The following is an 18399-nucleotide window of genomic DNA, read 5'->3' as shown; positions in this document are numbered from 1 at the left end:
TCACTCAGGGTCACTCGGGGTCGCTCAGGAGACGATGACCTCGTCGCCGACCACGATCTCGCCGGGATGGGCGACGGCGAGATGCACGGCCGCCCAGACCTTGCCGTCCCAGCGGCGATGCTGGGCGAGAGCACGGAGCGGGTCCTTGCCCGACTCCAGCGTGTCGGGATCGATGGTCGTCATCACGCACCGGTCGATCGGTGCCGCGACCCGGAATCGTGCGCCGCCGATCGCAACCTCTCTCCAGCCGTCCTCGGCGAACGCCTCCGGGGATCCCTCGATCAGCAGGTTGGCGCGGAAGCGCTCCGCGGGGACCTCGCCCTCGGCCCACGCGTCGATCTGGTCGGCCGAGGCGTCCGTGATCAGCGATACCGGCGAGGAGTCCTGGAAGGCGGCGAACTCACCGGGCCGGTACTTCGTCGGGTTCATCGCCCGCTTCGTCGGGTCGGCACACCACATCAGCCTCAGGTCGTCGCGGCCGAGCGCCTTCCTCAGCCACGCGTCGGCAGGCTCCCCGACGGCCTGCGCCGTGAGCGGCTTCCCGAAGAAACGTACGCCGACGGCCGGCGCCGTCCGATCGGGCACCGCCACCTCCAACGGGTCCATCTCGGGCCCGCTCAGCAGCAGGTCCACGCCCGCGGGCCCGCCGGTCGAGGGGGTGTCGGCCACGACCTTGAACAGCTCCCGCACCTCACGAGCCGTCACCAGCTTGCCGCTGCCGTCGACGACCATCCACTCGCGATCGCCGACGATCCCGGCCCTGCCGACGTACGCCTCCTGGACCGGTCTGATCGCCGTCGACTTCACCGGATGGATGTTGATCCCTGCCAGGCGCATGGAGCCCATTGAAGCGGACACCGCTACTCGACCGTGACCGATTTGGCGAGGTTGCGCGGCTTGTCGACGTCGTGGCCGAGGGCCTTGGCGGCATGGAAGGCGATCAGCTGGAGCGGGATCGTCAGCAGGATCGGGTCGAGCTCGACCTCGTTCTTCGGTACGTCCACGCGCAGCGCGTCGAGCTCGCCGAGGTCGACGTCGGGGTGGGTGACGACGACCAGCGGCCCGCGGCGGGCGCTGATCTCGTGCAGGGCCGCGACGTTGCGGTCGGTCAGCTCGTCCTGGGGCACGATCGCCACGGTCGGCACGGACTCCGAGATCAGCGCGAGCGGACCATGCTTGAGCTCGGAGGTCTGATACGCCTCGGCGTGCCGGTAGGAGATCTCCTTCAGCTTCTGGGCGCCTTCACGCGCGACCGGGTAGCCGCGTACGCGACCGACGAAGAACATCGACTCGGCCTCGGCCAGGCGGGCCGCGACCTCCTCGAGGTGGGACTCGCTCTTGAGGATCTCCTCGATCTGGGTCGGCAGCGCCTGCAGGCCGGCGATGAGCCGCTTCCCGTCGGCGATCGAGAGGTCGCGCACGCGGCCCAGCTGAAGCGCCAGGAGCGAGAACGCGACGTACATGTTGGTGAGCGCCTTGGTCGAGGCGACCGCGATCTCCGGCCCGGCGTGCAGGTAGATGCCGCCGTCGACCGCACGCGCGATCGCGGAACCGACGACGTTGACGACACCGAGCACCCGGCCGCCCTTGCGCTTGATCTCCTGGACGGCGAGCAGGGTGTCGATGGTCTCGCCGGACTGGGACACGGCGACATAGAGGGTGTCGGGCTCGATGATCGGGTTGCGATAGCGGAACTCCGACGCCGCCTCGGCGTCGGCGGGGACCCGGGCGAGCTCCTCGATCAGCCCGGCACCCATCTGGCCGACGTAGTAGGCGGAGCCGCAGCCGAGGATCTTGACCCGGCGGATCGCCCGCAGCTCGCGCGGGTCGAGGTTGAGCCCGCCGAGGTGGGCCGTTCCGAACCGCTCGTCGAGCCGGCCACGCAGCGCCCGCTCGACCGAGGACGGCTGCTCCAGGATCTCGGTGAACATCCGCGGCTCGTCGGCGAGCTCGCCGTACTCGTACGCCGACGGGTCCACGTCCACCTCGCGAGCGGTCGTGGTGGTCGTCGTCAGGTCCTGGCGGAACGTCGTGAAGCCGGTGGCGGTGACGGTCGCGAGCTCGCCGTCGTCGAGGTGGGCGACGGTGGTGGTGTGGCGGACGACCGCGGCCAGGTCCGAGGCGACGTACATCTCGCCGTCGCCGACGCCGACGATCAGCGGCGAGCCGTTGCGGGCGACGACCATGCGGTCGGGGAAGTCGGCGTGCACGACGGCGAGTCCCCAGGTGCCCTCGACCTGGGAGAGCGCGTCGACGACCTTGGCCTCCAGCGTGTCCGCGGCCGACGATCCGATGAGATGGGCGAAGACCTCGGTGTCCGTGTCGCTGACCAGCTCGACGCCCGCCTCGGTGAGCCGCTCCCGCAACGAGGCGGCGTTGTCGACGATCCCGTTGTGGACCACGGCCACGCGCCCGTCGGCGGAGGCGTGCGGGTGGGCGTTGGTGTCGTTGGCAGGGCCGTGGGTCGCCCACCGGGTGTGGCCGATGCCGACCTTGCCGGCGAACCGCTTCGGCAGCGCATCGACCAGATCGCGTACGCGTCCGGCCTTCTTCACCACCTGGAGCCTGCTGCCCAGCACCGCAACGCCCGCCGAGTCATAGCCGCGGTGCTCCAGCCGGGCCAGTCCCTCGGTGAGCAGGCCCGCGGCCTGCTGGGGTCCGATGTAGCCGACGATTCCGCACATGTGTCCTGTCCGTTCTATCCGTAGATGAGCCGTCGCAGCTGGCGTTCGGTCAGCTGCGGCGCGGCAACGACCCGCGCCCGAAGCTCATCGGCGAGCTGCGCGAAGATCGCGTCGTTCTTCGCGCCGTAGGTCTTCAGCTGTGCATGCCGACGGCGTACGTAGGTCTCGACCGGTTCGTCGAAGTACGCCACCACGTCCTCGATCACCCGCGCCGCCTCCGCGGGCCGGAGCCCGGTGGTGGCGACCAGGTGGTCGATCAGCGCTTGCTCGGCATCCATCTCACCAACTGTGAGCCACCCGCCCAGCGACATTCAAATTTCTGCCCGATTTCGGGCAGATCCTTCTAATTCGACCGAAGTGGGGCGAGGCACGTCCGCAACGCACGGTTCCGGGTCTCGAAGTGGAGCGAGACACGTCACCTGACGAACTGCTTGGACATCCGAGTGGGGGTGCGGTACCTTAGGTGAACACAAGGTGAACAAGAGGTGTCTGATGAAGGGAAATGAAGTGACCAACAAGCTCGAGCTCCGCTGGCTCCCCGTCGTCGACCGCCGCGGCCGTAAGCACATGGAGGCCCGCTGGGTCGAAGTCAGTGCACCCGCGACCACGCGTCACGCTGCCTGACAACCGCTCAACGCTTCCGAGGCCCGCCCCCGACAGGGGAGCGGGCCTCGTGCGTTTAGGGATAGCGTTGTCACTGCAACCAATCTTCCGCCGGCGTCAGGAAAGGCCACGCGAGCGGGAACATTGGGACAGATTCCCCCGTTATGATGCTTGCAGTTTCAACCAATTCTTCCAGGAGCAGAACCGCCATGGGCATTTTCAGCAAGAAGGACGCGGCACCCGCCGAGACCGAGTTCGACACCCCGACCTCCGCCATCGAGGACATCTCGGGTGACTACACGCTCGACGTGGCCCACACCCGCCTGGGCTTCTCGGCCCGCCACGCGATGGTGACCACCGTCCGCGGCTCGTTCAAGGAGTTCGAGGGCAGCGCGACGATCGACACCGCCGAGCCGTCCAAGTCCAAGGTCTCGCTCACGATCAAGGCCGACTCCGTCGACACCGGCAACGCCGACCGCGACGGCCACCTGCTCTCCGGTGACTTCTTCGAGAACGAGAACCACCCCAACATCACCTTCGAGTCGACCGATGTCGAGTTCGACGGCGAGACCTGGAACATCACCGGCGACCTGACCATCAAGGGCACCACGAAGTCGGTCACCGTCCCCTTCGAGCAGACCGGTTCCGCCAAGGACCCGTTCGGCAACACCCGCGTCGGCTTCGAGGGTGCCGTCGCGATCAACCGCACCGACTGGGGCCTCTCCTTCAACGCCGCCCTCGAGACCGGCGGCGTCCTGGTCTCCGAGAAGATCAAGCTCGAGTTCGACATCTCCGCGATCAAGAACGCGGACGAGGCTGCCTGATCCTGAGGTCGATCTGACCCATCATGCGTCGGGCCACCGGGAATCTCCCGGTGGCCCGACGCATCTTTTTCGCGCCTCGCTCAGGAACCGTCGGGCCCCGTGACGTCCTGAACGTAGTAGTGCTTCTCCGCCCCGACACGGGCAGTGCCGACGGCGTCCACGGACGAGGAGTCACCGGTCGCTCCCCCGGCGAAGCCGAGCTGATCCGTGCCGAGATCGGCACCGCGACCCAGCGGGGAGCGGGCATCGTCATCATGGTGGACGACGCCACCACCGGCAGCGTTGTCAACCGGAGACTCGAGGTGCGCGCGGCCGCTGACCACGACCGTCGTCCCGTCGGTCGCCACCGTCACCGCCCCGTCGTTGCCGGCGACCGCTCCCGAGACCGTCACCGGACCCGCGGGTCCACGATCCGGTGCCTTGATCGGCTGCTGGGCCGCCGAGGCGGCCCGGCCGTCAGCCTGCCCAACGGACTGCGAGTCGGCGTGGGCGACCGCGGCGCCGGCGACCGTCAGGCCACCTGCCACCAGCGTCACCGCCACCGACCGCCGAAGTCCCCCGAGGACCTTCGAGTTCATCGCGTTCTCCTGACGTGAGTCGTACGGCTCGTGGCCGCAGGCCTCCGAGCTGCTCCAGACGGAGGTGTTCGGGTGTTGCGGGAATGCGGGACCCCGCCGGCGCCTGCACCCGGCGCCCGAGCGCTCGGGGATCGCGGCTGACGCGGACGGGGTCCCGCCGAGCGGGGCGAGCGAGGTCCTGGTCCCGCTCATAGCCCCACCCATCGGACCGGACGGATCGGCAGCCTGAGTCGACTGGCCAGCTTCACGCCCGGTGGTAGATCCATGCAGGGCGACGCCCCCCGGCGTCCAATCGCCCACATGGATCCGTTGCTCATCTCGACGCTCGATCGTCGCGGCACGGGCCATCGCGGCACGGCGTACGCCGTGGCCTCGACTGCTCGTCGAGGCCGTCACAGCCTCATTGCTCACCATGGACACTCCCGAGTCGTCCGAATCAGAGCCTTCAGTACTTGTTACGTACGTCGTTGCGCTGACGTTGCAGTTCTTCGTCGAAAATCTGAGAAGTCCCGCAAACACGTCGTGAAGACGTGTTTGCGGGACTTTGCGACGTGCTCAGCGGACCTCAGCGCACTTCCGTCGTCGAGCTCAGCTCCTCGACGACACCCTCGTCTCCGGCATCGACCGAGTAGTCCGACGCCACGGTGGCGTCCTCACCGTCGGGCACGTTGAGCGCCCTCAGGATCGGGGTCAGGACGACGACCACGACGAGGTTGAGCAGGAACGCGGTGAGCGCTATGTAGATGGGTGTCTCCGTGCCCGGGAACGGCGCCAGGGGTCCACCGAAGTGCTCCTGCGTGGGCGAGGAGACGCCGTACGCGACGTACGTCCCGTACGCCATCCCGACCGCCCAGCCGGCCAGGACCGCCCAGCGGTGGAACCACCGGGTGTAGAGCCCGACGACGATCGCCGGCAGCGTCTGCAGGATCCAGACACCGCCGAGGAGCTGCAGGTTGATGGCGTACGACTTCGAGAGCGCCAGCACGAAGATCAGCGCTCCGAACTTCACGATCAGAGACACGATCTTGGCCTGCCTGGCCTCGTCCTGCGGGGTCGCGTCGGGCTTCAGGTAGGCCTTGTAGATGTTGCGCGTCCACAGGTTGGCGGCTGCGATCGACATGATCGCCGCCGGCAACCAGCGCACCGATGATGACGGCCGCGTACGCGACGCCCGCGAACCACGCCGGGAACTGGTCCTCGAAGAGCTGCGGGATCGCCAGCTGGGGGTTCGGCGGGTCCCCGACCATCACCCCGGCCGCGAGGGCGACGAACCCGAGCAGCGCCAGGAGCCCCAGCAGGAACGAGTACGCCGGCAGCAGCGAGGCGTTGCGGCGGATCACGTTGCGGCTGCGGGTGGAGAGGACGCCGGTGATCGAGTGCGGGTACATGAACAGCGCCAGCGCCGAGCCGAGCGCCAGGGAGGCGTAGGCCCACTGGCCGGCCGCCTGCGCCGGGAACAGCGCCTTCGGGGCGGCGTCGCCGGCGGCGATCGCGTCGGCGTTCTCGGTGTTGAACGTGTCGAAGCTGTTCTGCACCGTGTCGAAGATGTTGGCCCAGCCACCGAGCTGCGACGGGATGTAGATGATCGCCACGATGATCACGATGTAGATCAGCGAGTCCTTCACGAACGCGATCAGCGCCGGCGCCCGCAACCCGGAGGAGTACGTGTAGGCGGCCAGCACCGCGAACGCGATGAAGAGCGGCGAGTCACGGATGAACCAGTTCGAGGAGTCGCCCTGCAGCCCCATCACCTCGAGGACGACCTCCATGCCCACCAGCTGCAGCGCGATGTAGGGCATGGTGGCCAGCAGGCCGGTGACCGCGACGGCCAGCCCCAGGGACCTGGACCCGTAGCGGCCGACGACGAAGTCGACCGGGGTGACGTATCCACGAGCCCTTGGACGAGGACGGCATGAGTCACCTCCGAGATCTGTCGAAGTGGGGTTCGGACGACCTGTGACCTTGGTCACAATCGAGGGCGGTGTCCAGCCCAATTCGACACACACGACGACGAACGGTCGTTCTGCCGGGACGAACGGTCGAAGGGTCTGATGTCATCCAGCCGCGACGACCCGGGAAATTCGGCTTCCAACCGGCGGCGTCAGGGCTAGCCTGCAAGGTGATCCTCCCCCTCGGCACAGGAGCGCCCCCATGAGCACTGAAGTCCCCAGGATCGATCGGCGCCGTCTGCTCGGCGCGGCCGCGGCCGGCGCGGCGGCGGCTCCGCTTCTCACCGCATCGGCCGGCTCGGCGAGCACTGCCCTCGAGCCGCTCGGGCGAGCGCATGCCGTCAGGACCGGCGCCGAACGCGCCGCGGCCGACGGCTGGTCGGTGCTGGCCGGCGAGCGGGTCGGCATCATCACCAACCCCACCGGCGTGCTCCGCAACCTGCGCAACATCGTCGACGAGATGCACGAGTCGGGCGCGGTCCGGATCGCCGGCGTCTTCGGTCCGGAGCACGGCTTCCGCGGCACCGCTCAGGCGGGCGGCTCGGAGGGCACCTTCGTCGACGAGCGCACCGGGCTGACCGTCTACGACGCCTATGGGGCGAACGTGGCGAAGATGACCGAGCTGTTCACGACCGCCGACGTCGAGACCGTCGTCTTCGACATCCAGGACGTCGGCTCCCGGTTCTACACCTACATCTGGACGATGTGGACGGCGATGCAGGCGGCCGTGGCGACCGACAAGCGTTTCGTGGTCCTCGACCGGCCCAACCCCGTGGGCGGGACCGCCCGCGGACCGATGATGACCGCGGCGTACACCTCGGGCGTCGGCGCCCGAGAGATCGTCCAGCAGCACGGGATGTCGGTCGGTGAGCTGGCCCGATTCTTCGACGGGGAGTTCCTCGAGGAGCACGCCGGCGGCCGGCTGGCGCAGCTCGACATCGTCCAGGTCTCGGGGTGGCGGAGGAGCACGCTGTACGCCGACACCGGGCTCGACTTCATCCTGCCGAGCCCCAACATGCCCACCCCCGATACGGCGCTGGCCTACCCCGGCACCTGCATGTTCGAGGGCACCAACCTGTCCGAGGGGCGTGGCACCACCAAGCCGTTCGAGCTGATCGGGGCCCCGTTCGTCGACCACCGCTGGGCCGCGACGCTCGAGGAGGCCGGACTGCCCGGCGTGACGTTCCGGGAGGCGTACTTCAATCCCTCGGTCAACAAGTTCGCCGGCCAGGTCTGCGGCGGCGTGCAGGTCACGATCCAGGACCGCGACCGGTTCGACCAGGTCCGCACCGGTGTCGAGATGCTGGTCACCGCCAAGTCCCTCTACCCCGAGTTCGCCTGGCGCCAGGACTCCTGGGACACCGCCCGCCCGTTCTGGATCGACAAGCTCACCGGATCGACCAGGCTGCGTACGCAGATCGACGCCGGCGCCTCCGGCGACGAGGTCGAGACGGCCTGGCGCGACGAGCTGGCCGCCTTCGACAGGACTCGCCGCCATTACCTCCTCTACCGCTGACCCGCCGAGTCGGCGCGTTCTGACCGAAAATCACGCCGAGTCGGCGCGTTAAAACGCGCCGACTCGGCGGGGGGTTGGATCAGCGGAGGGCGGCGGTGGCGGCTGCGAGCGCGGTGACGCGGTCCCAGTCCCCGGAGGCGAGGACGTCGGCCGGGGTGAGCCAGGAGCCGCCGACGCAGCCGACGTTGCCGAGACTGAGGTAGCTGGGCGCGGTGGCGAGCGAGATGCCGCCGGTGGGGCAGAAGCGCGCGTCGGGGAGCACGGAGGGCAGCGAGCCCAGGTACTTGGCGCCGCCGGAGGCCTCTGCCGGGAAGAACTTCATCGCGGTGTGGCCGGTCTCGAGCACCGCGAGGGCCTCGGAGACGGTGGCGGTGCCGGGCAGGAACGGCAGGCCGGTGTCGCGCATCGCGCCGAGCAGCGTCGGGGTCGCACCCGGCGAGACCAGGAACTGGGCGCCTGCCGCGGCGGCCTCCTTGGCGAGCACGGGCGTGGTCACGGTGCCGGCGCCGATCAGGACCTCCGGCACCTCCTCGGCGATGGCGCGGATCGCGTCCAGCGCCACCGGCGTACGCAGGGTCAGCTCGACCACGGGCACGCCGCCCTCGGCGAGGGCGCGGGCCACGGGCACCGCCTGGTCGATCGTGTCGACGACGACGACCGGGATCACCGGGGAGAGGTCGAGCAGGTCGGTGGACTTCAGGTCAGACATGGACGGGGCTCTCCTGGGACGATGCGGCGCTCTGGATTTGAGCGAAGGGGAAGACAGAGGCGCCGGTGTCGGCGGAGCCGACGGTGGCACGGAAGGCGGCGAAGAGCTCACGGCCGGTGCCGCGCCACTCGGCGTCGAGCGGTGCCCGACCGGTAGTCGGGCGGTGCGCGAACTCGTCCGGGTCGACGCCGATCGAGAGCGTGCCGGCGACGGCGTCGACGGTGATCACGTCACCATCCTGCACCCGGGCGAGCGGTCCCCCGAGCGCGGCCTCGGGGGTCAGGTGGATGGCAGCGGGCACCTTGCCGGACGCGCCCGACATCCGGCCGTCGGTGACGATGGCGACGCGCTGGCCGCGGTCCTGCATCACCCCGAGAGCCGGGGTGAGCTTGTGGAGCTCGGGCATCCCGTTGGCCGCGGGGCCCTGGTAGCGGATCACTGCGACGAAGTCGCGGCCGTCGAGGCGCTTCTCCGAGAAGGCGGTGAGGAAGTCGGCCTGGTCGTCGAAGACGATCGCCGGGGCGGAGACGACCCGGTGCTCGGGCGCGACCGCCGAGGTCTTGATGACCGCACTGCCGAGCTCGCCGGTCAGCACCCGCAGACCACCGTCGGGTGAGAACGGGTCGTCGGCCGGGCGCAGCACGTCGAGGTCACCGGAGACCGGGGCGCCCTCGACCAGCTCGATCTCGCCGTCGCGGTTGAGCCGCGACTCCTGGGTGTAGGCCGAGAGGCCCGGCCCGAGGATCGTGGTGACGTCCTCGTGGAGGAGCCCGGCCTCGAGCAAGGTGCGGATCAGGAAGCTGACGCCGCCGGCCGCGTGGAAGTGGTTCACGTCGGCGGAGCCGTTGGGGTACATCCGGGTGAGCAGCGGGACCACCGGCGACAGGTCGGAGATGTCGGCCCAGGTCAGCTGGATCCCGGCGGCGCGGGCGATGGCGACCAGGTGCATGGTGTGGTTGGTCGAGCCGCCCGAGGCGAGCAGCGCGACGCAGGCGTTGATGATCGACTTCTCGTCGACCATCTCGCCGATGCCAGGACCACCGGCGAGCGCGAGCTCGGTGGCGCGGGCGGCGGCGGCGCGGTTGAGCGCTGCGCGCAGCAGCGTGTCCGGGGAGGCGAACGAGGAGCCCGGCAGGTGCAGGCCGAGCACCTCCATCAGCAGCTGGTTGGAGTTGGCGGTTCCGTAGAAGGTGCAGGTGCCGCGCGAGTGGTAGCTGGCGGCCTCTGCCTCGAGCAGCTCCTCGCGGCTGGCCTCACCCGCTGCGTACCGCTGGCGGACGCGGGCCTTCTCCTTGTTGGGGAGGCCGGAGGACATCGGACCGGCCGGCACGAAGACGGTCGGCAGGTGACCGAACGAGAGGGCCCCGATCAGCAGGCCGGGCACGATCTTGTCGCACACCCCGAGCATCAGCGCCGCGTCGAACATGTCGTGCGAGAGGGCGATCCCGGCGGACATCGCGATCACGTCGCGGGAGAAGAGGGAGACCTGCATGCCGTCGCGGCCCTGGGTGATGCCGTCGCACATCGCGGGTACGCCGCCGGCGACCTGTGCCAGCCCGCCGGCCCGCATCACCGCGGCCTTGAGCAGCGGCGGGTAGGTCTCGTAGGGCGCGTGCGCGGAGAGCATGTCGTTGTAGGAGGTCACGATCGCGACGTTCGGCTTCGCGGCGGGGGTGATCACCTTGAGCTCGGCCTTCGTCGGCGCGGTGGAGGCCGCGAAACCGTGCGCCAGGTTGCTGCACGCGAGCCGGCCGCGGGCAGGACCGGTCGCGCGGGCGGACGCGATGCGCGCCAGGTAGTCGGCCCGCGTGGCCGCGGAACGCTCGATGAGACGGGCGGTGACGTCAGCGACGGTGGGGGATACGGCGGTCACGGGTCCTCCAAAAGGCAGTGTGCTTTGGCACACCTTGACACGATCTTTGGATCGATACAAGTAAATCTTTGGTACATGAAAGACATAAGGAGCGTACGCTGCACCCCATGCCCGAGATGACAACCGCCGCCGACGTCCTCGCTCTGGTGCGCTCCGGACGCGCCCTGACCCGCAGCGATCTGCAGAAGACGACCGGTCTGTCGCGCACTGCTGTGGTCTCCCGGGTCTCGGCTCTCGTCGATGCCGGACTGATCCTCACCGGGGAGGAGCTCGCCTCCACCGGCGGCCGGCCACCGGGCTCGCTGAGCTTCAACGCCGATGCCGGGGTGGTTCTGGCCGTGGCCATCGGACGCTCGCGCAGCCAGCTCGCCGTCTTCGACCTCGACGGCCGCGAGCTCGCCGGAGACACCCGTGACCATGAGGTCGGCATCGCCGCCGACGACCTCATGCCCGACGTGACCGACCGGCTCGAGCGACTCCTGGAGGGCATCGAGCCGCCCGTGCTCGGCGTCGGGATGAGCCTGCCGGGCGTCGTCGACCCCGTCCGCCTGGTCTCGGTCGACTCACCGGTGATGCGGGGCTGGGACGGCGTCGCGCTCGACCCCTACTTCGACCGGCTCACCGACGGCCCGCTGGTGCTCGTCAACGACACGGACGCCCTGGCCTCGGCCGAGCTCTTCGGCAGCGGGCTGCACCCGCGCGACGCCCTCGTCGTGAAGGCATCGACCGGCCTCGGCCTGGCGGTCATCGCCGACGGCCGGGTGCTGCGCGGCCACGCCGGCGCCGTCGGCGAGATCGGCCACACCCGGGTCGAGTCCGCCGGCGAGCGGCCCTGCCGGTGCGGGGCCACCGGATGCCTGGAGACGGTCGCGGCCGGCTGGGCGCTGACCCAGGGACTGGTCGACTCCGGCGTCTCCGCCGGACACATCCGGGACCTCGTCGCTGCCGCGCTCGCCGGTGACGCCATCGCCCGCGGCCTGCTGCGCGAGGCCGGTCGCCAGCTCGGCGAGGTGCTGGCGATCGCGATCAACCTGCTCAACCCCGAGGTCGTCGTCATCGGCGGCGACATGGCCGGCGCCTTCGACCTCTACACCGCAGGCGTGCGCGAGACCGTCTACTCCCGCTCGACCGCACTGGCCACCCGGGACCTGACCTTCGTCCCCTCCACCCACGCCGACTCCACCGGCATGGTCGGCTGCGCCGCGGTGGTCATCAACCACCTGCTCTCCCCCGAGCGCCTCGACGCCCAGCTGAGTCAGGACGCGGCGACAGTGAAAGCGGCCTCCACCTCGGCGTAGACCGTGATGTCATCGGGGTCGAAGGCCAGGTCCGGGGCGGCCTCGTCCGCACCCCACGCGTTGCCGGCCTGCGCCGACAACGCCATCGGCGCCGACGCGTACGCCACTTCGTGACTGACGCCGACGTCGTTGATGCTCCGGACGACGACCGGGCCGAGGTCCAGCGCGTCGGCGTAGTCCTGCGCGCGCACCTTCGCCTGGCGCACCGCCTCCTGACGTACCTCACGCTCGACCTTCAGGCGGCTGACCTTGGTGAGCTGCCACGACACCTGGTGGATCGCGAGGCCGTCGTCGCCGGCGGTGCGGCCGACCCAGGTCGCCAGCGCCGGGAAGTCGAGGAACTCGGCCACGAGTCCGACCGATGCCCGATGAACCAGCGGCAGCCGCTTGCCCTCCTGGTGCCAGGGCCGCTCGGCGGAGGTGCGTACCCGCTGCACGACGAACCGCTCGATCGCGCCCTCCTGCTCGAGCCGCTCGAGCTCCGCTCGCACTCCGTGCAGGCTCCGCTGCAGGCGCTCCATGACGGGCTCCGGAGCGGGCCCGTCGAACCGCACCTCTGCAGCCACCACTCCCCGCTCGGGCGGCACCTCGACGCTGTGCGACCCGCGCACCTTGATCAAGACCTCACTCATGCCGAGAAACGTACGCGGCGAGGACCTATCCTCACCAGGGTGACCGCAACCAGCCGCCTGCGCCAGATGACCGGACGCGACCCGCACGAGGAGCATCGGACCGCGACTCCCTTGGAGCTGCTCTTCGACCTCACCTTCGTGGTGGCCTTCGGTGTGAGCGGCAACGAGCTGGCCCACCAGCTCGCGGAGGGGCACGTCGTGGCCGGGATCGTGGCCTTCTGCTTCGCCTCGTTCGCGATCTGCTGGGCGTGGATCAACTACTCCTGGATGGCCTCGGCCTACGACACCGACGACTGGGCGTTCCGGCTGCTCACGATGGTGCAGATGGTCGGCGTGATCATCATGGCGCTCGGCCTGCCGGAGATGTTCGAGAGTGTCCACGAGGGGCACCGGCTCCACAACGAGATCCTCATCGCCGGGTACGTCGTGATGCGGGTCGCGCTCTGCGGCCAGTGGCTGCGCGCCTGGCGCCAGGATCCCGCCCGGCGCGGCGCGCACCAGGTCTACCTGATCACCATCCTCACGGCGCAGGTGCTCTGGTGCATCATCGCCATCCTGCCGCTCGACGTGCCGACCGCGTTCGCCGCGATGCTGTTGCCACTGGTGATCGAGCTGGTCGGCCCGTTCATCGCCGAGCGCCGCTTCGGCGGCACTCCCTGGCACGCCGACCACATCGCCGAGCGCTATGGCCTGCTGACGATCATCACCCTCGGCGAGGGCGTCATCGGCACCGTCGCGGTGATGTCCGCGATCGTCCACGAGCCGGAGCTGGGGTGGAGCCTCGACGCGATCCTGCTGCTCGCCGCCGGTATCGGCCTGACCTTCGGGCAGTGGTGGACCTACTTCATCATTCCCTGGGCCACCATGCTCGAGCGGCACCGCGACCGGTCGTTCCTGTGGGGCTACGGGCACATCCTGGTCTTCGCCTCGATCGCGGCCACCGGAGCCGGCCTCCACGTCGCTGCCTACCTGCTCGAGCACGAATCCAAGCTCGGCGAGGTCGGCACGGTGCTCTCCGTCGCCATCCCCGTCGGGGCGTACGCCTTGGTCCTTTACCTCCTCTACAACTCGTTCATGCACGTGATCGACCTGTTCCACATCGTCCTGGTCGTCCTCACCGTCGCCGTGCTGATCGCAAGCGTCCTGATGGCGGTCGCCGGCGTGCCGGTGGCCTGGTGCCTGGTGGTCGTGGCGCTGACACCGGTGGTCACCATCGTCGGCTACGAGGTCGTCGGCCACCGGCACATCGCCGACCACCTCGAGACCCTCTGATCAGGGCTTCGGGTCGGGGCCGGGCTCGCCGTCGCCGGTCTCCTCGACCTCGTCGACCTGCTCGGCGGTGACCGCCCCCTCCCCGGGAACGGTCTCATCGTCGCCGGCCGCAAGGATGCCGTAGAGCTTGCGCCGGGTGTCGGCGAGGACGTCGGCGGCGGCCTGACGCTGGGCGTCGGTGCCGGAGGTGGCGAGCTGCCACACGGCCGGGAGGACCTGGGCGAGCTCGCCGCCGAGGACTCCGAAGCCGGCCAGGTCACCCAGTCCGCTGGGACCACCACGGCCGCCGCGACCCTCGCCGCGGGCGTTGTCGACGGCCTTGTCGAACGGCTTCCAGACGGCTGCCAGCTCGTCGGCGTGCTCGGTGGCGTAGGTCTTGCCGGTCTCGGTCAGCCGGATCGCCCGGCGGCCGTGCTCGTCGTCGGACTCCACGAGACCCTCGTCCTCGAGCTGCTGGATGGTCGGGTAGACCGAGCCGGGGCTCGGCCGCCACTCGCCCGAGCTGCGCTCGGAGATCTGCTGGATCACCTGGTAGCCGTTGATCACCTGGCCCTGCTCGGCCGCTTCGGCCATGACGTAGATGATCGCGGAGCGTACGTCACCACGACGGACCCGGGGACCGGGCCGCTGCGGGGGCTGGTTCTCGAAGCCGAGCAGCGCCGCGATCCACGGCGGCGGGCCAGCCGGTCCACGACCGCGGCCGTGGTGACCGCCCTGCCAACCGGGGCCGCCCCAACCGGGACCACCCTGCCAGCCATGGGAGCGGCGCGGGCCGCCCTTGCCGAACTCTCGACCCATCTGGTCGATCCACTCACCCCAAGGGTTGCTGTTGTTATACGTCATCAGGTTCTCGCCAACTTTCGGAAGACTAGATCGCGTTCCTTCGCGATATATCGTGATCTTACGCCGATGATCTGGGCGATTCAAGCCAAAAGCAAGGGAGCCCCCGGAAGATCCGGGGGCCCCCTGAGTCAGACCCTGAGGGTCATGGGTGCGATCAGACGCCGGGCGTCTGCGGCGGCGTCGGGTTCTGCGCGGTCGGCGTCGCAGCCGAACGCGTGCCACCACCCTCAGCCTGCAGGCGCTCCAACTGCCGGGCGGCAGCCTCGCGACCACCGAGACCGAAGGCGAGCGCCGCAGCGGCGGCACCACCGACGACCACGGCGCCGAAGCCGAGGTTGATGATCGAGTCGGCCAGACCCATGAACTTCAGCCCGATCGCGACGAAGAGCACGATCGTGGCGTACTTCAGGATCTGCGAGGCCGACCCGGGCACCAGCTTCGCGATGACACCGGCGATCACGACGCCGGCGGCGATGATCGCGCCACCGAAGATGACCTGGCCACCCAGCTCGAGCACCTCGCTGATGAACGCGGTGATCTGCGGGAACTCCAGCATCTGCGCCGCCATCACGGCGAAGAAGAGCACGATGCCGATCTGGATCACCTTGGTGATCGCCGGAGTCGCGCTCTTGTCGGCCGGCAGCACGTCCACCGAGCGCAGCGCGTTGTCGAAGCCGAGACCGTCGATGATCTGGCCCAGGATGTCGGCAGCGAAGCGGGCGATGAGCACGCCGATGCCGAGCAGGATCGCAGCGGCGATGAGCTTCGGGATCGCTGCCAGGATCATGTTGAGCATGCCCTCGGCAGGCTCGGAGATCGAGCTGATCCCGAGAATCTGCAGCGCGGCGATGGCCACCACGATCATGATGATCGCGTAGAGAACGAGACCGATGACCTTGACGATCTGCGCGGCAGCCCCCGAGGGCGCAGCCGGTGCGTCGTACGGGTTGGCGGTGGTGTCCACGCCCACCGTCGCGTCGACCTGGCCGGAGAGCTTGCTGCCGCTGCCGATCCACTTGTCGAACGGGACCGCACCGAGCGCGGTCTCGACGAGCTGACGGACGACCTTGGCGACCAGCGCGCCGACAATGAAGACGAAGACCGCGCCGATGAGGTTGGGCAGGAAGCCCATCACACCGTCGAGCAGGCCCTGGATCGGGGTCAGCACGGCGCTGAGCTCGAACAGGTCCAGCAGCGCGATCAGACCGAAGAGCCACACCAGCAGGGCGGCCACGGAACCGAGGCTCTTGCCGATGCTGTCGCCGTCATTTCCAGCCTTCTGGAGCACCGGGATCTTCGAGGTCAGCTTCGCGAACGCCCAAGCGACGATCTTCGCGATGATCCACGTGACGACGAGGATGACGATCGCGGCGAGCACCTTGCTCCCGAGACCCACCCAGTCGATGTCCTTCACGGCATCCATTTGTCTCTCCCCTCAATAGGGTTCAGTTGAGGAGGTGCCTGAGATCGACGAGCAGCCCGAGTGATGCACGCAACAGGCACCTCTGCTTCCAGAGACGTTCGTCCAGATGGAGCCGTGAAGCAAGTTTGGCGCTCCAGCGGACGCAAATAGGCAAATGATTTACAATCACGCGCCTCCTGTAAGAAACGCCGTGAAACGTTCCCTAAGAGACCAACCAGGCCGCGTACGCATCGAAGGAGTAGGGCCGGCCGAGGAAGTCGGCGACCAGGTCGGCGGCGTCCTTCTCACCACCGCGGGCGAGCACGAGATCGCGGTAGCGACCCGCCACCTCGGGGTCGAACAGGTCGTCGGGGTCGAAGGCGCTGAAGAGGTCCTTCGCGATGACCAGCGACCACATGTAGGTGTAGTAGGCCGAGGAGTAGCCACCCAGGTGGCCGAAGTTGGCGAAGAAGTGGGTGCCGTCGAGATAGGGATAGGGGGAGTACGCCGCCTGCAGCTCCTGCAGCCGTTTGGTGAGGTCCTCGGGCTGCTCCTTGTGGAACCAGTAGGAGATCGCGGCGTAGAACATCTGCTGCCGCGCGTGATAGCCCTTGCCGAAGTCGTCCGCGGCCCGCATCCGTGCGACCAGGTCGGCCGGGATCGGCTCGCCGGCCGCGTTGGTGGCGAAGGTCTGGAGCACGTCGGCGTCCCAGGCCCACTCCTCGAGCATCTGGCTCGGCGCCTCGACGAAGTCCCACTCCGTCGCGACCCCGGAGAACCGCGCCCACTCACCCTGCCCGCCGAGCACGTGATGGATCAGATGGCCGAACTCATGGAAGAGCGTCACCACGTGGTCGTGCTCCATCAGACCGCGGGAGAAGTTGCAGACCAGCACGCCCTCGGGCAGCTGTCGACCCTTCACGCCGGTGGCCAGGTCGAACTGCGCGGCGTGCTTGTACTTGCCGTCGCGGGGATGCAGGTCGAGATAGATCCGGCCGAGGACCTCGTCGCCGTCCTGCTGGTAGACGTCGAAGACGCTCACGTCCTCGTGCCAGGTGACGACGTCGGAGACCGGCTCGTAGCGCAGCCCGAAGAGTCGCCCGGTGACATCCAGCAGCCCCTGGTGCACCTTCGCGAAGTCGAAGAACGTACGCACCACCTGGCTGTCGACGTCGTACTTCTCCTGCCGCACCAGCTCCTCGTAGTAGAGGGCGTCGGCGGCGGAGACCGCGCTGGCGCCCGGGACATCGCGGGCGTAGCGGTCCAGAAGCACCTCGAGGTCGCGCTTCATCCGCCCCTCGGCGGCGCCGGCGATCCTGTCGATGAACTCCGGGATCGCCGGCCCCTCGCCGATCATCTTCACTGCGGCGTCGAAGGCGGGCCAGTCGTCGTAGCCGACCAGGGTGGCCAGCTCGTGGCGCAGCGCGAACATCTCCTTCAGGACCGCTTCGTTGTGCGGCCAGCCGCGCTCGAGCCCAGCCACGGTGACGGCGCGACGGATCGCGGGATCCTTCACGAACATCCGCGCGGGGAGCGCGTCGGGGTAGTCGGTGGTGATCTCCACGAGCCCCTTGTCGTTGACCGGGTGCGCCTCCAGCCAGTCGGCCGGCATCCCGTCCAGCTGTTCGGGCGTCGCCACGGTGATGCGTACGTCGTCCCGGGTGACCCGGGAGAACTCGAGGTTGAGCTCGGTGAGCCGTTCGTTGATCTCGGTGAGCCGGGCCCTGGTGGCGTCGTCGCGGTCGACGCCGGCGCGGGTGAAGTCCTGCAGGGTCTTCGCCAGGAGCCTCGCGGCGAGCGGGTCGAGCGCCTCGGTCTGCTCCGTGGGGAGGTCGGCGAAGACGCGGTAGAGCGTCTGGTCCTGGGTGAGCTCGGTGCGCAGCCGGTCGACCTCGACCTCGGTGTCCTCGCAGGCGGTGCGGACCGCCTCGACGGGGTGGACGTTGGCGAGCAGACCGGCCAGCCCGCCGAGCGAACCGAGCGCCAAGGAGAGCTCGTCCCAGGCCTTCAGCACCTCGATCGCCTCGCTCGGCGGCGCTGTCCGCAGCTGCTCGGCCAGCTCGCGCACGTGGGTCAGCGTCTCCGACGTACGCTCCTTGACCCAGCTCTCCGCGGCTTCGGTCTCGGGCAGGGCAAGCGGCTCTGGCGTCATGCGGCAAGCCTGCCACGACCTGAACCGCTTCGCCGCCGAGATCCAGCGAAGCGTCGGATCAGGT

Annotated in this window: 16 protein-coding genes and 1 pseudogene; 5 read left to right on the top strand and 12 right to left on the bottom strand. The window is 69.2% G+C overall.

Annotation, left to right across the window (positions count from 1 at the left end):
* Positions 1–24: 24 nt before the first annotated feature.
* The 3 genes from ABZ796_RS01725 to ABZ796_RS01715 are packed head-to-tail and all read right to left on the bottom strand — an operon-like array spanning position 25 to position 2962.
* The gene (locus ABZ796_RS01725) at positions 25–837 is read right to left on the bottom strand and encodes an MOSC N-terminal beta barrel domain-containing protein (RefSeq protein WP_357334085.1); all 813 of its coding nucleotides are present in this window, start codon (positions 835–837) and stop codon (positions 25–27) included.
* Positions 838–860: 23 nt separating this feature from the next.
* On the bottom strand, positions 861–2684 hold the full coding sequence (glmS, locus tag ABZ796_RS01720; protein WP_357334083.1) for a glutamine--fructose-6-phosphate transaminase (isomerizing): 1824 nt from the start codon (positions 2682–2684) through the stop codon (positions 861–863).
* 14 nt (positions 2685–2698) lie between these two features.
* Positions 2699–2962, bottom strand: coding sequence for a hypothetical protein (locus ABZ796_RS01715; protein ID WP_357334082.1), 264 nt, complete (start codon positions 2960–2962; stop codon positions 2699–2701).
* A gap of 214 nt (positions 2963–3176) precedes the next feature.
* Here ABZ796_RS01715 and ABZ796_RS01710 point away from each other — a divergent pair, with 214 nt between their 5' ends.
* Together ABZ796_RS01710 and ABZ796_RS01705 are read left to right on the top strand one after the other, a co-directional pair.
* Entirely contained in the window at positions 3177–3308 is a 132-nt protein-coding gene (locus ABZ796_RS01710; protein ID WP_357334080.1) for a hypothetical protein, read from the top strand.
* Positions 3309–3496: 188 nt separating this feature from the next.
* Positions 3497–4111, top strand: a complete 615-nt coding sequence (locus ABZ796_RS01705) for a YceI family protein (protein WP_357334078.1) — start codon at positions 3497–3499, stop codon at positions 4109–4111.
* An 80-nt stretch (positions 4112–4191) separates the two neighbouring features.
* Here ABZ796_RS01705 and ABZ796_RS01700 read toward each other — a convergent pair whose 3' ends face one another.
* The 3 genes and pseudogenes from ABZ796_RS01700 to ABZ796_RS01690 all read right to left on the bottom strand — a co-directional run.
* A complete protein-coding gene (locus ABZ796_RS01700; RefSeq protein ID WP_357334076.1) occupies positions 4192–4881 on the bottom strand; it encodes a hypothetical protein in 690 nt (229 codons plus the stop codon).
* A 373-nt stretch (positions 4882–5254) separates the two neighbouring features.
* On the bottom strand, positions 5255–5809 hold the full coding sequence (locus ABZ796_RS01695; protein WP_357334151.1) for a hypothetical protein: 555 nt from the start codon (positions 5807–5809) through the stop codon (positions 5255–5257).
* Between the two features lie 76 nt (positions 5810–5885).
* Positions 5886–6659: pseudogene (locus tag ABZ796_RS01690) on the bottom strand (hypothetical protein); the annotation flags it as partial.
* A gap of 181 nt (positions 6660–6840) precedes the next feature.
* On the opposite strand from ABZ796_RS01690, the gene ABZ796_RS01685 reads away from it, so the two are divergent.
* On the top strand, positions 6841–8154 hold the full coding sequence (locus ABZ796_RS01685; protein ID WP_357334074.1) for a DUF1343 domain-containing protein: 1314 nt from the start codon (positions 6841–6843) through the stop codon (positions 8152–8154).
* 79 nt (positions 8155–8233) lie between these two features.
* Here ABZ796_RS01685 and eda read toward each other — a convergent pair whose 3' ends face one another.
* Together eda and edd are read right to left on the bottom strand one after the other, a co-directional pair.
* Positions 8234–8863, bottom strand: coding sequence for a bifunctional 4-hydroxy-2-oxoglutarate aldolase/2-dehydro-3-deoxy-phosphogluconate aldolase (gene eda / locus ABZ796_RS01680; RefSeq protein WP_357334072.1), 630 nt, complete (start codon positions 8861–8863; stop codon positions 8234–8236).
* Positions 8856–10736, bottom strand: coding sequence for a phosphogluconate dehydratase (gene edd / locus ABZ796_RS01675; protein ID WP_357334070.1), 1881 nt, complete (start codon positions 10734–10736; stop codon positions 8856–8858). The genes eda and edd overlap by 8 nt, the downstream gene beginning before the upstream one ends.
* A 107-nt stretch (positions 10737–10843) precedes the next feature.
* Here edd and ABZ796_RS01670 point away from each other — a divergent pair, with 107 nt between their 5' ends.
* Positions 10844–12034 carry an ROK family protein gene (locus ABZ796_RS01670; protein WP_357334069.1) on the top strand — a complete coding sequence of 397 codons (1191 nt, stop codon included), beginning with the start codon at positions 10844–10846 and terminating at the stop codon, positions 12032–12034.
* Here the strand turns inward: ABZ796_RS01670 and ABZ796_RS01665 are convergent.
* Positions 11992–12666 carry an SIMPL domain-containing protein gene (locus tag ABZ796_RS01665; RefSeq protein WP_357334067.1) on the bottom strand — a complete coding sequence of 225 codons (675 nt, stop codon included), beginning with the start codon at positions 12664–12666 and terminating at the stop codon, positions 11992–11994. The two genes, ABZ796_RS01670 and ABZ796_RS01665, sit on opposite strands and share 43 nt — an antisense overlap.
* A 39-nt stretch (positions 12667–12705) precedes the next feature.
* On the opposite strand from ABZ796_RS01665, the gene ABZ796_RS01660 reads away from it, so the two are divergent.
* Complete coding sequence (locus ABZ796_RS01660) at positions 12706–13938, top strand: low temperature requirement protein A (protein WP_357334066.1); 1233 nt, start codon at positions 12706–12708, stop codon at positions 13936–13938.
* Here ABZ796_RS01660 and ABZ796_RS01655 read toward each other — a convergent pair whose 3' ends face one another.
* From ABZ796_RS01655 to ABZ796_RS01645, 3 genes are all read right to left on the bottom strand, one after another.
* Positions 13939–14781: a PadR family transcriptional regulator gene (locus ABZ796_RS01655; RefSeq protein WP_357334064.1), complete on the bottom strand. Its 843-nt coding sequence runs from the start codon at positions 14779–14781 to the stop codon at positions 13939–13941.
* A 154-nt stretch (positions 14782–14935) separates the two neighbouring features.
* A complete protein-coding gene (locus tag ABZ796_RS01650) occupies positions 14936–16204 on the bottom strand; it encodes a mechanosensitive ion channel (protein ID WP_357334063.1) in 1269 nt (422 codons plus the stop codon).
* A 202-nt stretch (positions 16205–16406) separates the two neighbouring features.
* Positions 16407–18335, bottom strand: a complete 1929-nt coding sequence (locus ABZ796_RS01645) for a M3 family metallopeptidase (RefSeq protein ID WP_357334061.1) — start codon at positions 18333–18335, stop codon at positions 16407–16409.
* Positions 18336–18399: the final 64 nt, after the last annotated feature.

The sequence above is a fragment of the Nocardioides sp. NPDC047086 genome, from assembly GCF_040643685.1.
Taxonomy (GTDB): Bacteria; Actinomycetota; Actinomycetes; order Propionibacteriales; family Nocardioidaceae; genus Nocardioides.
Note: the sequence above shows the minus strand (reverse complement) of the source record. Positions and strands in the feature narration are given on the sequence as shown.

What these genes read in the sequence shown, in the direction of transcription:
- ABZ796_RS01725 (WP_357334085.1), bottom strand. Translation starts at nt 837, where the DNA reads ATGCGCCTGGCAGGGATCAACATCCATCCGGTGAAGTCGACGGCGATC.
- glmS (WP_357334083.1), bottom strand. Translation starts at nt 2,684, where the DNA reads ATGTGCGGAATCGTCGGCTACATCGGACCCCAGCAGGCCGCGGGCCTG.
- ABZ796_RS01715 (WP_357334082.1), bottom strand. Translation starts at nt 2,962, where the DNA reads ATGGATGCCGAGCAAGCGCTGATCGACCACCTGGTCGCCACCACCGGG.
- ABZ796_RS01710 (WP_357334080.1), top strand. Translation starts at nt 3,177, where the DNA reads ATGAAGGGAAATGAAGTGACCAACAAGCTCGAGCTCCGCTGGCTCCCC.
- ABZ796_RS01705 (WP_357334078.1), top strand. Translation starts at nt 3,497, where the DNA reads ATGGGCATTTTCAGCAAGAAGGACGCGGCACCCGCCGAGACCGAGTTC.
- ABZ796_RS01700 (WP_357334076.1), bottom strand. Translation starts at nt 4,881, where the DNA reads ATGAGCGGGACCAGGACCTCGCTCGCCCCGCTCGGCGGGACCCCGTCC.
- ABZ796_RS01695 (WP_357334151.1), bottom strand. Translation starts at nt 5,809, where the DNA reads ATGTCGATCGCAGCCGCCAACCTGTGGACGCGCAACATCTACAAGGCC.
- ABZ796_RS01685 (WP_357334074.1), top strand. Translation starts at nt 6,841, where the DNA reads ATGAGCACTGAAGTCCCCAGGATCGATCGGCGCCGTCTGCTCGGCGCG.
- eda (WP_357334072.1), bottom strand. Translation starts at nt 8,863, where the DNA reads ATGTCTGACCTGAAGTCCACCGACCTGCTCGACCTCTCCCCGGTGATC.
- ABZ796_RS01670 (WP_357334069.1), top strand. Translation starts at nt 10,844, where the DNA reads ATGCCCGAGATGACAACCGCCGCCGACGTCCTCGCTCTGGTGCGCTCC.
- ABZ796_RS01665 (WP_357334067.1), bottom strand. Translation starts at nt 12,666, where the DNA reads ATGAGTGAGGTCTTGATCAAGGTGCGCGGGTCGCACAGCGTCGAGGTG.
- ABZ796_RS01655 (WP_357334064.1), bottom strand. Translation starts at nt 14,781, where the DNA reads ATGACGTATAACAACAGCAACCCTTGGGGTGAGTGGATCGACCAGATG.
- ABZ796_RS01650 (WP_357334063.1), bottom strand. Translation starts at nt 16,204, where the DNA reads ATGGATGCCGTGAAGGACATCGACTGGGTGGGTCTCGGGAGCAAGGTG.
- ABZ796_RS01645 (WP_357334061.1), bottom strand. Translation starts at nt 18,335, where the DNA reads ATGACGCCAGAGCCGCTTGCCCTGCCCGAGACCGAAGCCGCGGAGAGC.